The organism is Litoribacillus peritrichatus, assembly GCF_039537985.1.
GTDB classification, from domain to species: domain Bacteria; phylum Pseudomonadota; class Gammaproteobacteria; order Pseudomonadales; family Litoribrevibacteraceae; genus Litoribacillus; species Litoribacillus peritrichatus.
On record NZ_BAABBN010000004.1, the window covers coordinates 1,534,087 to 1,548,435 of the forward strand.

The 14,349-nt window shown below is 42.6% G+C and carries 19 protein-coding genes; 7 read left to right on the forward strand and 12 right to left on the reverse strand.

What is annotated here, in order from left to right:
* Positions 1-50: 50 nt before the first annotated feature.
* Positions 51-431, reverse strand: coding sequence for a DUF2750 domain-containing protein (locus ABD744_RS08185; RefSeq protein WP_344797304.1), 381 nt, complete (start codon positions 429-431; stop codon positions 51-53).
* Positions 432-652: 221 nt separating this feature from the next.
* Between ABD744_RS08185 and ABD744_RS08190 the strand changes: the two genes are divergently transcribed.
* On the forward strand, positions 653-2,458 hold the full coding sequence (locus ABD744_RS08190) for a response regulator (RefSeq protein WP_344797306.1): 1,806 nt from the start codon (positions 653-655) through the stop codon (positions 2,456-2,458).
* 7 nt (positions 2,459-2,465) lie between these two features.
* On the opposite strand, the gene ABD744_RS08195 is transcribed toward ABD744_RS08190, so the two are convergent.
* From ABD744_RS08195 to ABD744_RS08210, 4 genes are all read right to left on the reverse strand, one after another.
* Positions 2,466-3,008, reverse strand: a complete 543-nt coding sequence (locus ABD744_RS08195) for a hypothetical protein (RefSeq protein ID WP_344797308.1) — start codon at positions 3,006-3,008, stop codon at positions 2,466-2,468.
* Between the two features lie 193 nt (positions 3,009-3,201).
* Positions 3,202-3,912, reverse strand: coding sequence for an NAD-dependent deacylase (locus ABD744_RS08200; protein ID WP_344797310.1), 711 nt, complete (start codon positions 3,910-3,912; stop codon positions 3,202-3,204).
* Between the two features lie 56 nt (positions 3,913-3,968).
* Entirely contained in the window at positions 3,969-4,427 is a 459-nt protein-coding gene (locus ABD744_RS08205) for a DUF5071 domain-containing protein (RefSeq protein ID WP_344797312.1), read from the reverse strand.
* A gap of 9 nt (positions 4,428-4,436) precedes the next feature.
* The gene (locus ABD744_RS08210) at positions 4,437-5,633 is read right to left on the reverse strand and encodes a hypothetical protein (RefSeq protein ID WP_344797314.1); all 1,197 of its coding nucleotides are present in this window, start codon (positions 5,631-5,633) and stop codon (positions 4,437-4,439) included.
* Between the two features lie 236 nt (positions 5,634-5,869).
* Between ABD744_RS08210 and ABD744_RS08215 the strand changes: the two genes are divergently transcribed.
* On the forward strand, positions 5,870-6,295 hold the full coding sequence (locus ABD744_RS08215; protein WP_344797316.1) for a hypothetical protein: 426 nt from the start codon (positions 5,870-5,872) through the stop codon (positions 6,293-6,295).
* A gap of 91 nt (positions 6,296-6,386) precedes the next feature.
* Here the strand turns inward: ABD744_RS08215 and ABD744_RS08220 are convergent, their stop codons facing one another.
* Positions 6,387-6,794, reverse strand: coding sequence for a hypothetical protein (locus ABD744_RS08220; protein WP_344797318.1), 408 nt, complete (start codon positions 6,792-6,794; stop codon positions 6,387-6,389).
* A 156-nt stretch (positions 6,795-6,950) separates the two neighbouring features.
* Between ABD744_RS08220 and ABD744_RS08225 the strand changes: the two genes are divergently transcribed.
* The 4 genes from ABD744_RS08225 to ABD744_RS08240 all read left to right on the forward strand — a co-directional run bounded on the left by ABD744_RS08225 (position 6,951) and on the right by ABD744_RS08240 (position 8,804).
* Complete coding sequence (locus ABD744_RS08225; protein WP_344797320.1) at positions 6,951-7,529, forward strand: TetR/AcrR family transcriptional regulator; 579 nt, start codon at positions 6,951-6,953, stop codon at positions 7,527-7,529.
* A gap of 92 nt (positions 7,530-7,621) precedes the next feature.
* Entirely contained in the window at positions 7,622-7,852 is a 231-nt protein-coding gene (locus tag ABD744_RS08230; RefSeq protein ID WP_344797322.1) for a tautomerase family protein, read from the forward strand.
* 29 nt (positions 7,853-7,881) lie between these two features.
* Positions 7,882-8,316, forward strand: coding sequence for a hypothetical protein (locus ABD744_RS08235; protein ID WP_344797324.1), 435 nt, complete (start codon positions 7,882-7,884; stop codon positions 8,314-8,316).
* Positions 8,317-8,342: 26 nt separating this feature from the next.
* The gene (locus ABD744_RS08240) at positions 8,343-8,804 is read left to right on the forward strand and encodes an acyl-CoA thioesterase (protein ID WP_344797326.1); all 462 of its coding nucleotides are present in this window, start codon (positions 8,343-8,345) and stop codon (positions 8,802-8,804) included.
* A gap of 45 nt (positions 8,805-8,849) precedes the next feature.
* Here the strand turns inward: ABD744_RS08240 and ABD744_RS08245 are convergent, their stop codons facing one another.
* The 5 genes from ABD744_RS08245 to ABD744_RS08265 all read right to left on the reverse strand — a co-directional run bounded on the left by ABD744_RS08245 (position 8,850) and on the right by ABD744_RS08265 (position 11,942).
* Positions 8,850-9,365 (reverse strand): P-loop NTPase family protein, encoded by a 516-nt coding sequence (locus ABD744_RS08245; protein ID WP_344797328.1) that lies wholly within the window; start codon positions 9,363-9,365, stop codon positions 8,850-8,852.
* Between the two features lie 207 nt (positions 9,366-9,572).
* Complete coding sequence (locus tag ABD744_RS08250) at positions 9,573-10,790, reverse strand: hypothetical protein (RefSeq protein ID WP_344797330.1); 1,218 nt, start codon at positions 10,788-10,790, stop codon at positions 9,573-9,575.
* Between the two features lie 153 nt (positions 10,791-10,943).
* Complete coding sequence (locus tag ABD744_RS08255) at positions 10,944-11,237, reverse strand: type II toxin-antitoxin system RelE/ParE family toxin (protein WP_344797332.1); 294 nt, start codon at positions 11,235-11,237, stop codon at positions 10,944-10,946.
* Positions 11,238-11,239: 2 nt separating this feature from the next.
* Positions 11,240-11,455: an addiction module protein gene (locus ABD744_RS08260; RefSeq protein ID WP_344797334.1), complete on the reverse strand. Its 216-nt coding sequence runs from the start codon at positions 11,453-11,455 to the stop codon at positions 11,240-11,242.
* 133 nt (positions 11,456-11,588) lie between these two features.
* Positions 11,589-11,942, reverse strand: coding sequence for a hypothetical protein (locus ABD744_RS08265; protein ID WP_344797336.1), 354 nt, complete (start codon positions 11,940-11,942; stop codon positions 11,589-11,591).
* Between the two features lie 238 nt (positions 11,943-12,180).
* On the opposite strand from ABD744_RS08265, the gene ABD744_RS08270 reads away from it, so the two are divergent.
* Positions 12,181-12,846: an SDR family oxidoreductase gene (locus ABD744_RS08270; RefSeq protein WP_344797338.1), complete on the forward strand. Its 666-nt coding sequence runs from the start codon at positions 12,181-12,183 to the stop codon at positions 12,844-12,846.
* A gap of 56 nt (positions 12,847-12,902) precedes the next feature.
* On the opposite strand, the gene ABD744_RS08275 is transcribed toward ABD744_RS08270, so the two are convergent.
* Positions 12,903-14,348 (reverse strand): sigma-54-dependent transcriptional regulator, encoded by a 1,446-nt coding sequence (locus tag ABD744_RS08275; RefSeq protein WP_344797340.1) that lies wholly within the window; start codon positions 14,346-14,348, stop codon positions 12,903-12,905.
* Position 14,349: the final 1 nt, after the last annotated feature.

Genomic DNA, 14,349 nt, shown 5'->3' on the forward strand with positions numbered 1-14,349 from the left:
GACCATTCCAATTAACCAGTTTGGAATGGCCAGGGAACAGCGTTAAGCAATCACCAACCGGAAGACAATTCGTCCTGAATGTCGTCCTTAATTTCTGATGGGGCCATTATCCAGACTGTCGCATCCGAGCCGGGAAAAACACCTACCTCTAAACCGTCTCCTTGAAGCCCCGGCACCCATTTTTTAAAAAACTCAGGTAGCCCAATGTTTTTCGGTTTTAAGGTTTCCGTTACACTTTCACAATACACTTGCGCAAACTCGAGACTCGGCCATACAGGTAAATATTCAAACCCTTCATCTTCTGAGAAAATTTTTAAGAACTGTTTCTCTTCATTGACCAATATCCAAATTTCTCGTTCTTCACCGACCACACTCAAGAAGTAATTGTATCTGTCTTCGCAACTTAACTTCTGTATGTCTTCCAACTGCATTATTACTTCTCCCGGTGTTTGCTCACACTTGTGATTTAATCGGAAGATTATAAAGCCCTACCTCAAATTAGAAAGCGCTTACTCAAACAAAAAAACAATATTCTGACTTGTCTTCATATTTTATAGGTACTGTTTTCAAGTAATTGTACGCAGCCAATGTTTACTGACTAAACTGTTTAAAAATAGCTTTCTGATCCGGCCACTACTGATAGCGGTAAAAAATGAACAATACGTCTTATCATTTACTGACAACACCCGGCTCTCATATCCTTGATAAGTTCATTCCGCAAGAACTGCTGAACAATGTCACGTCCAGATTTCAAGCCCGGACACTTATATTCATAGTGGGGTTGTTTGGAGTCACCGGCATCATAGCTCTGACAGTCGTGATCTTTTTAGAAGACGCCCTTCCAGCAAGAAGAATTGTCACCCTTATGCTTGTAGCAGCACAACCAATTGCGTTGGTTGTAATGCACCTGACAAAGAAAATCACACTCGCAGCTCGCTCATCTATTTTGCTGATTTGGCTTGTTACTTTTTACATTGATTTCAATAATCAATCGGTATCCGGCCCCGTATCAATTCTTTGGCTGTTACCCTCCGCCTATGCGGCACTTCTGCTCAACCGAAAAGATGTAGTTTTTACAACAGTAGCTTCATTTATTGGTTACGGGATTAATTTTACCGCACTCGAACATAACCTATTACCACCGCCAATCACCAACCCAGAGTTTTGGGAGTCTGTTAAGTTTATTACCATGACCTTCACAATAACGGTCATCACGGCTTGTATTTACGCATTAACCAAACTGCGTGATGGGCGCGAACACGATTTATCAACCGAAATTAATCTGAGACAAACAATCATGGCAGAGTTGGCGCAAGCAAAAGATAAGGCTGAGTCATCTGCAAAAAGCAAAGCCATGTTTTTGGCCACCATGAGTCATGAACTACGGACCCCGTTGAACGGAGTTTTAGCCAGTGCGGAATTGCTTTCACTTGACCCTCTTCCTGAAAAGTCCCGAGCCAGAGTCAACGACATCACCTCGGCTGGCTCATTACTGCTCACCTTAATCAATGACATCCTTGATCTGAGTAAGTTTGATTCACAAGGTATACAGCTCGCGCCAAAAGCATACAGCCTCAATAATCAGCTCAACAACATCCATCGTTTAATGGCTTCCAAGGTAAAGCCAGGTGTGGAGCTGAAGCTGGACATCCCGCAGGAAGACACATTCATCATTGCTGACGAGCACAGAATGTCTCAGATTATCCTGAATTTGCTGTCGAATTCGCTCAAGTTCACCGAACGAGGCCATGTCATTCTTCAAGCAAGTTTAAAAGACACCAAAAAGTCAGAACGTAAATCACTCACTATCAAGGTAACTGATACTGGATTGGGGATCAGCAAGGAGGATCAGGAAGATTTATTTGTTGAATTCAGTCAAGTGGGAGATTGTCACCGAATTCATCGGGAAGGCACAGGCCTCGGGTTGACCATAACGCAAAAAATCGTACAAAAAATGGAAGGCACAATCAGCCTTGATAGCCAACCCAAAATGGGTACTCAGGTTACTGTTGAATTACCAGTCATCTTATCGGATTGCCTTGATACCCCACCGGAACCGACCAGCCATCAACCCATCAATGATATCAGTGACTTAAAAGTTATCATTGTGGATGACATCGAACTCAACCGATTAGTATTAAAAGCCATGTTAGAAGAGCTTGGTGTTCACCACATTGATGAATTCGATAACGGCTTAAAGGTGTTTGAATATGTTGAGCAACATCCTGATATTGATATCATTTTTATGGACGTTTGTATGCCCGTCATGGACGGCATTGAAGCCAGTAGAAACCTCCGAAACATTGATTTCAAAAAACCAATAATCGCTGTTACAGCAAACGCATATTCAGAAGATCAGGAACAATGTCTAGAAGCAGGTATGACTGGTTTTGTAGCAAAGCCTGTTTTGATTGGTCCATTAAGAACGTGCCTCGAGGAAATCATCGAGGCCGGATAACGTTTGTTTAACCCAACAATTTAAAAGACTCGAGGAATTCTTTGGTCAGGTCAGTTTTGCCTTTCTTAGCATAGGTATTGATGGAATAACCCGTCTTGCCGTTCTTCACAACGATCGAAGTCAGAGTGACTTCTTCATTCTTAAATACAAACTCTACCGCTGGAAAACCCGATACCTGAACGTCCCGTTGAGAAACCATATATACTTCACCTACATCCGAAACTTCTGATCGGAATGCTTCCACCATGGACTCCAATGTTTCTTCATCTGCATCTGGAAATACGTTTGAAACCTGACCGGCAAATATCATATAACCCGTGCCCTTATAGTTAACGGCCCGAACTTCAAACCGGACATCACCGCTGCCAGGAACAAACCGGGTTACGTATTTTACTTTAGGCTTTTTAGGAAACTGCACTTCATAATCAAATAGTGCCGAAAAAGAATAATGATCTAGGCCTTTTTCAACAGGAGCTGGTGGCGTGGCCGTATTTTGGTAAACTTGATACCCACCGCCAAGTAACGCCACTAAAATAAGTAAATACTTCATTGATCGCATCCTTTGCTTTTACATCCGTTGTATTTGAATACTTTTCGACTGGGATCAATCGAGCGATGAGCATCATACCAGACGAAACAAACAATACAAATAAGTACCTTTCTTGAATAACACCGACTTGTGTTGCACATCTAACCAACACACTTGGCTCTACCCATCGATACAACAGATAACTCCAGACACACTAAAACGCCCGCCCGCCATTCATCCAATCACCAACGATTCGAGGGACGATATTGGTCGCTTTGCCACGAATAAATTTATAGCCAAATGGAACAGAATCCACCTCTAAAGAAACAATCGCTTTTTCAGCATGGAAACTGGCTTTTTTCAGAAGTCCCGCAGCAGGATATACATTTAACGACGTTCCGATGACCAGAATACGAGCCGCATTTCTGACATGATTTCGGGCTTCGTCATAATTTATAATATTTTCACCAAACCAAACGATATGAGGCCTCAGCTGGCTTCTCAGTTCGCAGAAATCCCCCTTCTTCAATGGCTGACTTCCAATATCATAAATCAGTGTTTCATCGAGAGAGCTTCGTGCTTTCGATATTTCGCCATGAAGATGAATAACCTGAGACGATCCCGCTCTTTCATGAAGGTCATCAATATTTTGAGTCACAACAACGACTTCGTGCGTTTCTTCCAGGCGAGCAATCGCATCATGAGCTGCATTCGGTTTTGCGCTGCTCATTTGTTGTCTGCAATCATTATAAAAATCCAAGACTAGTTCAGGGTTTCTCTGCCAAGCAGCTGGTGTTGCAACGTCCTCGACAAGGTATTCATTCCAAAGGCCGTTTGAATCCCTGAAGGTTCTAATACCACTTTCAGCGCTTACGCCTGCACCGGTAAAAACAACCACTTTATCTTTTTGTAACACTCTCGCCATCTTTCATCCCGGAGAAATGTAATTCAAATGACAGCCATAGTTTGTTCCGGCTTCTGTTATTCACCGGAAACGTCACAAACCTGGAGCGTCTCTTCAATCCATAACTGATAAGTTTGCACATTTTTATGAGCAATTTCTTTAATTTCTGTATCACTAAGCAGCTTACGCTCACTTAAAACCCTAAGTGACTCGAAGTCACATTCGTCACTGCCCGGTTGCTTAGCCCAACGCTGTAAATGATCCGTACACATTTCTACGATTGCATCGCTGTACTGCGCGATTAAATTGGTAATCAAAGAGTAGCGCCAACCTTCATCCGCCCGATCTGCAAGCGACAGAACCCGCTGAACTTCCTTCTCACCTAACCGCACAAAATAGCCGTAAATACTGGCGGCTATTGGCCAGTTTGGGTCACACGTCCAGGACAATAACTCGTCCAGTGCCTCGCTATTCACGGGGTATCCCTGATTAATTATGCTATCAACGCTGTCTTGATCACACTTATCACGTATCAATGTTAGATCCTACTCAAAAATTAAAGCATGCTCATTAGAGCGAGATTGAAAAGCCTTTTCTTCTGCTTCTAACTGTTTAAACCGTTGATCACTTAAAAACATTTTTACACTTTCAAGATCAGACCCGTCACACGCGTATTGAGCAATACCATAACAATCCGAAGATAAATTGAGGTATCTGCGGATAGTTTCACTTTGAAGGAGCTTGTCTATCAACCTTTTATAGAACAGAAAAACCTCTTTTTCAGCGTCATCAAAATTGCATACCTGAACCAGTGCTTGAATATCGTCATTAATCTCAGACAAATTAACCGCTTCATAATTATGTTCCCACTCGACAATCCCTAACCAACTGAGCGGCCCATATTCCATCAGGTGATCTTTATCATTTTGAGTCCCGAAACCCAGACTCCAATCCAAGAAATACTGATCAGAGAATTCGAACATAATAACGAGAACTTCTTGTTCAATTTCTGTGCTTGTTATGACGCGAACGGCTTCCTCATAAACCAAATCAAAGTAATCGTTAAGCTTTTCTCTTAATTGTTGAAGGGCTACATCAGGCGGAAATATCTGAGCCCCCGTGTTATTAACAACAGCAAGCACCTCATTCGATACCGGTCCAACAACAATGGTGTATGAATCAGGCAAATCAAGAATCACGCCCTCATCTACTGTTTGGCAGTCCAAGTAGTTCGTATAAATGCATTCTGACTTTTCCCACGCAAAGTGTTCGTAACCCAGTAACGGTCTGGACAAAGTCCCCAAACGTGAGAAAATTTCTATCGGCCTATTTTTCTCATTCCGTCGAACCATGACCGCTCTTGTTACATCAATATCCTCTTCACTGAGGGAAAATTCATAAAGACACACCGATGAGTTTGCATACTCATACAGAACTAAGTAGCGAACTTCCGATAATGTAATTTCAACCATATCAGGCTGTTCAACGTCACCATATATGTAATATTTGCCATGATTTTGGTTTGGAATATTCAAAGAATACGCTGCAGCCTCGCTGACATAATCTGAAGCGGTATAGAAAAAATAAGGATTCAGCTGGGTATTAAAATTCGAATACCTGTTTGGAAACGGCCACTTGTTTTTTATCCGGCGAACCCGTTCAGTGAGAGAAGCAAATAAACTCAACTGCTGTTCGGCCAGGTAATGAAAATGTCGTGCAGAAGATGGGTGCATGTTGATCATTTTAAATTCCATTTTTTAGGTCTAACTAAAGTCCATCCACGAACTTTTATTCATCATATACCAGAGTGAATATCTAATCAGTGTGCTGATTCAAAAAGCAGCATGTGCAATTCTGCACAACCAATGACTATTTTAAAATATTTAACAACCATCCAGCACAGCTTAACATTCATTCAAACAACAACACGCAAACATACATAAGAATGCTTGTTTTGCACTTTATCAGGAGAAACAACATGCCTCTAATCAACGTCACCGCACCAAAGGGTGCATTTAACAGCACAACTCAAAACGAATTTATGACAGAAATAACAAACGCAGTGCTTATTGCTGAAGGCGCATCACCAGAAGACAGCGGAGCGAACGCGTTGGCCTGGGCCTATTTCAAAGAACACCCTGAAGGAAGTATTTATGTGGGCAAACAACACCCGGATAAAGTCCCACTGCTCATCCGAATTACCACACCAAAAGGCGGTCTGACTCTCGAAGCCCGGATTCAGTTAGCCGACACCATCAGTAGCATCGTCAACAAGTACATTGGCGTATACGAAGGAAAGCTCAACCACTGGCTGCTCATGGATGAAATCAACGAAGGTGGATGGGCAGGCAATGGCCATGTGTTTTCAATTGACGATGTTAAGGCGGCGATGAATATTACATAGCTGCCAAAGTATCGTATCACCTGACTCCAACACCTGACTTATGTCTGAAGCGGGTATTGATGAGCAGGCTAACCAGATGTTTGTATCACCTTTAAGGCATATCAATACAAGAGAATGTTTCGGTCTGAATAGTTTTTTGATCATTCACATTAAACTTCAAAAAACGGGTCGAGCATTCTTGGTCTTGCCAAGGTTTACAGTCGGATATTGAAATCGTACAAGTACTTTCGAAGCAACCATAGGTCAGTTCATTTCTGATGTTGGTTTTGTTGGATTCAATTAACGAGGCCATCACAGCACCAACCGTGCGAACCGGCCTGCCCTCACATGCATAATTTTCCTCCAGAATTGCAGTATTAGAATTAGCCAAAACTTTTTCCAAGAGTTCATGCTGCTCAAGATCATGCGCGCGAAATTGGTATGAGTCCTGCCAAACAACAAAAATACCAATGAAGAGCCCCAGTAAGAAAACCATCAGATATTTAAATGTGCTTATCATGTAGACCGTCTGCGTAAGAAAGATAAAGTAATGTGTATCACATGAGCCAGCCAAAAACATACAGTCATTTTCCCTCTGCCGGTTAATTTCGATCGACTTTTCCAGGCTAGATCAGAAATTTGACAACCTCGCAGGCCAAGGTTAACATCCGTTAACATGAGTAACACTAAAGACATTATCCTGGCGTGTGCAAGAGACCAATACCTGACTGACGGGTATAAAGGTCTGTCCATGCGAAAAATTGCAGAAAAGGCAGGCATCAGTGCGACGGCGATTTACCGGCACTTCAATAACAAAGAAGAGCTCTTCCATCGTTTGGTGAAAAAAGGGTTTGGCACATACACTCAATATTTGATACCCGCCCTGGACGAGCCAACAGCCGAGTTACGCTTTAAAAAAACCATGGCCAATGCTTTGAATTTTATTTTAGAGCAACCGAAATACTTTGAGCTTATCTTCGTGAAATCAGAAACCAAAGACGAACTGGTTAACTTTGATGACCTAAGAATAGACTCCAAGATTTCCTTTGATTTTTATACCGCCCGAATTACGGAGTGCATCTCCGAAGGCTATTTAAAGGATGATAACCCCAGCGAGATTTCAGTGCTTTTACTGGCAGCATATACCGGTTTTTTTGCGCTCTATACCTCTGGACTGTTGCCCCGCTCTAAAGCGGATATTGAAGCTTTGTATTGGAGGACCATTGATCGAATATTAAACGGTGTCGTCGCTTAACTCGACACCAAAAATTTTTTAACCATTGGTTAACACCCGTTAACATTGATATTTAAAAACACTAAAAGCATAACCATTAAGAGGACAACAAAATGCCATTTATTACTTACACCACAGTTGAAGGTGCATTATCCGATGAGCAAAAAGAAGCACTTTCAAAAGCCTTAACGGAAGCGGTGACCAGTACTCTGGGAGAAAAACTAAGATCCAATGTATGGGTAACATTGAATGAAGCGCCAGAAGGCAATTTCTACATTGGAGGGCATGCTTTGAAAGCAAAAATGCTCAAAAAACTGATGGATACACCAGACTCTGAAGTCTAACCACAGATAACAATAAAAGGAGTAATTAAATGCTCGAAATAATTCTTATTCTGAATGCACTTTGGTTTGCCATGGGTTTTAACGTGTTTTCCATACGCAATAAGATTTTTGCAAAACTGGTGGTTCCCAGAGCCCATCGAGATACGCCCGTCTTTAAAATTTTGGCAGAATCCGGTCGGTTTTTAGGCGGCTTTAATCTTGCCTTCGCTTTATTGAATTTACTGCTTCTTATTAACCTAAACGCATTTGATAAAGATCTTCAGTGGGCCATTCTATTATTTGTCAATGCAGTCGCCCATGGAACACAGTTCGTGTTTAACTTACCCATTGCACTTGAGAACCGCAAAGGGCGCGGGGTTTGGCAAGTACTGAAAGGCACCATGCTGTTCATTTTCATAAACGACTTTCTACTGATGGTATTGAACGCTGTATTCGCAGCAGCTTATTTACTGGAACTTTTTTAACCTTCAACATACAACAAGGCGTTCAAATGAGCAGACTTCAGATTACGTTTCCAGACAAGATTCACTTTACCACGCACCAAACAGTCCGAATCCAGGATGTAAATTATCGGAAACATCTTGGACACGATAAAATTATATCTATGATCCATGATGCCAGAGCCGCATTCCTGGAGTCAATTGGTGAATCAGAGCTGGTGGATAAGCCCGATGGCTACGTCCTCGCAGACATGCAAATCATCTACTTGGACGAAGCCTTCTACAAAGATGAACTCAGGTTCGATATTGCAGTCGACGAAGTATCCAACAGAAGTTGCCAAATTTATTACCAAATCAGCAAACAAAGCAGTTCAGGTCAAGGGCCTCAGGTAATAACACGCGCAAAGACCAGCGTTGTCTTTTACAACTATCAGTTGAAGTCAGCTATACCCGTGCCTGAAAGCATCAGAACGTTAACAACACAAGACGAAACAGAACTTACTGAGGCTTAGTTCAAACAGGCCAGCGATGCTGGCCAAGTTACATCTAGTGGATTGCTAGACCACATAGTTCTCAACAAAAGAGTCCAACTCGGATATCGACCGAATCACATGTAAAGACTTGCCCGCCGACACTTTTTCTAAGTTTTGTTTAAAGTCTTTATTCCAAAACTTCGGGCAAAGTTTCAATACCTTGTAACTTTGCAGTGAACCTTTCAAAACTGAACTGCCTTCTGGCCAGCCTTCCGGTTTAACAAATACCCCCTTCAGTAGTCGCTTCGTCACCAACCAATAACTGACTGCATACGGCAAATCAATAAAGATCAATGTATCCGCAGCGTCCAGCCTTTGTTTAAACGATGCTATCGGCCCAAAGCCATCAATTATCCAGTCATCGGAAGACAATATACTGTCATGAATCTTATCGTAGATTGCACGATCCACCCTCTCCCCGTTTGCTTCAAATTCAATAGAGTCGACGGCGTGTAATTTAATGCCTGTTGCTAATGCAAGACGTTTACTTAATGTGGACTTACCGCTACCAGGTTTTCCAAATACAACGATTTTTTTCATACTGCTTCCTTAGCTTCGATGAAACCCAAGAAGGCAGAAATGAAAAACCCGCCTCTTGGGCGGGTTTGACAAACTCTTAACGCATCAAATTACCCACCATTCCTATGGAATGATGATAATTATGGCAGTCTGATGGTGAGATATTTTGGTCATCTGTTTATCTTGATTGCGGATAGTTTAATTGTCAACAAGGCTTTAGGTATTCTTCTAAAATAATCCAAGAACAAAATAATTGGCATGATTTTCAAGCAGTAAAGCTAAACCATACAGACTCACGCTTGCAATCAAAGAAAAGACAATGAACCCGCCTTTTGTCCCCCAGTAACCAACCCAACTCAATATCCATAAGGTGAAACAAGTATTCATAAATGCACTTATGGTCGTCAATTCGAATAACTTGGCCCCTATCAGCGCCAACGCAAACGAGAGAACCATTAGAAAACAAGCCGCGTTAAAACCCTTATCTTCCTTAGACCAAGGCAAGGCAGAAATGAGCAAACAGACAGACAACGCCAAAGAACAGACGTACTCTATTCCGAAAGCGAAATGCTCAATATAGGGAACCGTTACTCCCGTAACCGTAATTAATCCGTAAATCAGTAACACCAGAAAATTAGAATAAATAACAATCGGCAGATAACTTTCATCATCAACACCAAGTGCTACGCCGTAGGCGAGCTGATAAATCACGAACCCTGTAGCAAACACAAAAGAGGCTACTGCGAATACGCCAAAGGTACTGGATTGATACATAATTGCCAGCACACTAAAATAAATCGCCAGATAAACGCCCGCCATCACATGGGGCTTCATCCCGAGCGAGAGTAATTTTATGAGTGCATCGCCAAATTTTTCATAAATTACAAAAACCCACCCAATGACGAGTAACTGCAGAAGACTCCCTGTCAGCGCCAAGTAAAACGCTTCCGAAGGCCAAATCCATTGAGGCGCGAAGGTTAAAACACCGGCGAAAATCGAAGCGCAGCCCTGATAAACGACCGTAGGAACCAGCATAATAATTCTGAAAAAAGTATCCACCAAGTTACTGATGATTCCCCGAAATGCAAACAACAGGAAAGCAACCGCTAAGAACTTAACCGCGCCCGTCAAACTAAAGTAACCAGACCATGTAATGCCTTTGCCCGCTGATTCAGAAGTTTCAGACGCTCCTGTCACATATTGTTCTTTTGCGTACTGAGCATTTTCTTCGGTCAGAAAACCGTCCTGAACCAACTTATCAATGGTCTCAACTATGATTCTGGACTCATAGCCCACATCGTTGGTGACTCGTTCTTTCGGCTGACTGCCTGCGGTTATCGAAGTCGAGTTTGCAACCTCAACCGTGTTTGTAACTTCTATCTCGTCGGAGTATGCGCTGCCACTGATTAAAATCAAAAACAGCCATATATAACTGAAAAAATACATAAATAACTTCCCTTTAATTCAGGCCTGAACCAAAGACATCATTGTCATTCAGGCTATTTCCCTAATTATTACGTTTTGAAAATGCCAAGCTATGAAAAAGTAGAAATGAGTTAAAGTGACTCAAATAATGGTCTATTGAAGTATCAACACGAACTACAATCGACCAAACCAGTATCCTGGTTTACGTCGGTGATGCATCACCGCAACAACGTATAGTTTGCCACCTCTTTCCCGGTAGATGACAGAAAAAGGAAACTTAGAGAGCAAATAGCGTTTAAAGCCGATGTGAAAGTTGGGCCACGAGTCAGGATACTCTGAGATAATATGGAAGGATGCATCAAGTTCAGATAGAAAGTCTTCACCTAAACCTTCCGCTTGCTTCTGATACCACTGATAAAAAACTTTAATCTCTTCCTTCACGTCCGGGTGAAAAATGAGGTTTTGCAATTTCAGTTCCTTATTTCACTTTTTATTTGATCCCAGGAAACACCGCTAACTTCACCAGAATCAAGTTCTTTAAATCGATTCTCTGCCAATGTCCCCCAAGCTTCTTCTACCCCGTCTTCCTGAACGGAATCAAGTGAGGATATCAAGCAATGAGCCAACATAGCTTTTTCATTGTTCGTTAAGTTTTTGGCATTTTCCAGTATTTGCTTAATGCTCATTTTTACATACCTTCTGACTGTCTGCGATACCGATAGTATCAGCCCCGTATTCCAAATGCACTTATCACAAAGTTCGACGTATCGATAACCCGTCGTTTATACCGAAGTATAGGCAACAACGGCTATTAATATTTCACTTGGAAACCACATTTTCATTAACCAGCCACACACCATCTTTTTCATGTATGCCTAAGATAATCAATGCTTCATTTTTTTCATAGGTAGCACGCCAGACGAACCTTAAACAATTTGATCGACTGTCAGTTTTGAACCCTTGCAGAGAACCAAGAAAAGACCGATCTTTATATGCGCCCAAGTCTTCACGCATTAATTCAACGTCCTCCAGAAAGGTATTTTTAGTAAAACCTTCCAAATCGTCATCATCGAAGTGTTTTATAAAAGCGTCATAGTCGCCATCGCGATCCGCTTCAAGCATGTCCGTGAGATAGGCTTCCACAATCCTCAATTCTTCAATATGTTCTTTCATTTCAACTGTCCTTAGCATTAATAGTTTCCATACCGATTAAATGTACAGATAAACAAAACATTTGAACATCAAATCAACTTGTCTCTGAAACTTTTAATTAATCAGAGTGGCCTAAAAAAGAACTCTCTCAGGCACAAAATTCAGAAAAGAGGCCGATTACCCTTGAAGGTTCGTTCGCTTGCCTATATTGATAGAGGGGAAATCATTCACACCAACGCATCCTTATAGGGAAATAACCATGTCCAGAACTGTATTGATCACCGGAGCAAACCGGGGAATTGGCCTTGAACTAGCGCGTCATTACGCCAAACAAGGTGACAACGTCATCGGGGTATGTCGAGAGACTTCCGACGAGCTCAATCAAATTGCCTTCAAAGTCATTGAGCACATTGATGTGACCAGCCCTAGCAGCGTCGGGCAGCTTGCTTCAGCATTAAGTAATACCTCAGTCGATATCCTGATCAACAACGCAGGCCTGTTCAGCAATGAAACGCTCGGTGAGTTGGATTTTGAAAGCATCGAGCGACAGATGGAGGTTAACGCCTACGCGCCTTTGCGAATCACTCAGGCATTACTGCCGAATTTAACATCCGGCAGCAAAATCGCCAACATCACCAGTCGAATGGGGTCGATTGAAGATAACACCTCCGGCAATTACTACGGTTACCGCGCTTCAAAAGCAGCACTCAATGCATTTGGTAAATCGCTGGCAATGGATTTAAAACCCAAAGGTATCGCCGTTGCTTTGCTTCACCCAGGCTTTGTTCAAACTCGAATGGTAGGATTCAATGGTGATATTTCACCAGAACAGGCTGCAAGCGGATTGGCTCAGCGTATTGAAGAGCTGAACATCAATAACACTGGCGGCTTCTGGCACTCCAACGGTGAACAGCTGCCTTGGTAAGGATGGATATTAATCACTCTTGGTAAACAAAACCAAGAGTGATGCCCACGCCTCTGTCAGAAATCCAATTCATACCGATGGATTTTGTTAATCAACCCCTGGCGAGTAATGCCAAGCTGTTGAGCGCTGCGTGTCTTGTTGTTGTCATTCACAGCCATCGCAGCACAAATCAGATTAATCTCAAGTGCACTGACTTGTTGCTCCATCGGTTTGGCTAATATGTCTTTAGGTGGGTATTCCACCCATTCTTCAGCCGAAGCGACCTGTAACTTACCCTCCACAAGTAAATCATTTCGAATGAGCGCAAGCTCTTGCATGGTCACTTGATCCGTGAGACAAATCGCCGCTGCACTTTCTAAGGTATTTTTTAATTCGCGCACATTGCCCGGCCAATCCGCTTGATTAAACCACTGGAGCACTTCAGGGGATAAGCTCAATTTCGTTTGATTTTTCTCGTTATAACGCTTTAAGAAATGTCGAAGTAACGGAACAATATCTTCTCTTCGCATTTCAAGGCTCTGTGTGCCAACGGTTAAGCCTTTAATGCGGTAATAGAGATCATCCCGAAACTCGCCTTGCTGTACAGCCAGCGGTAAGTCCCGATTGGTAGCAGACACTAAGCGAACATCAATCGTCATTAAGTCTCTGCTTCCAACTGGATAAAAACTCCCTTCTTGCAGGACGCGTAACAACTTTACCTGCATAGCCAAAGGCATTTCACCAATTTCATCAAGAAACAGGGTCCCGGTGTGGGCCATTGCCAATAACCCTTTTCTGTCTGAATCTGCGCCAGTAAACGCCCCTTTTTTATAGCCAAACAATTCACTTTCCAAAAGCTCTGCGGGTATGGCACCACAGTGCACTGAAATGAAAGGGTTGTCAGCTCGATTACCCATTTTATGAATGGCGTTCGCTATGATTTCTTTACCTGTCCCGCTGGGGCCTTGGATAAACACCGGCACCTGAGTCGGCGCTATTCGGGTGACCAACTCACGAATGCTTTGAACATTCTGGCTCACACCAACCAATCCCAAATCGTCTTCTTTTGCTTGTCCGGTTTTTAGCTCAGACTCCAGTGTTTGCACTTGTTGTCGCAATTGATTTTTTTCAACCGTTCGTTGCACAATCACTTTAAGAAGGTCAGGGTCAACGGGCTTTGCAATAAAGTCTTCCGCGCCGAGTTCCATAGCTTTTAACGCAAGAGAGCGCTCATCGTGGCCGGTCAAAACCACCACAGGAACGTTTTCATAGCGATTGATGAACGCCAACCCGTCCTCAGGCTTAAAGGTTGGCGGCAACGCCAGGTCATGAATAATAATATCGAAGCCAGCACCCGCCTCTTTAGTTTTATGAAACAACAATTGAGCTTGTTGGCCGTCACCACAAGTAATGACATCGTATCCGGCCTGCTTCAACCAGAGTGCACAAAGTTCGCAGAATGCACTTTCATCATCCACTAGCAGCACTTTGGTTTTGTCAGGAAAAACATGCTCTTGATTCATA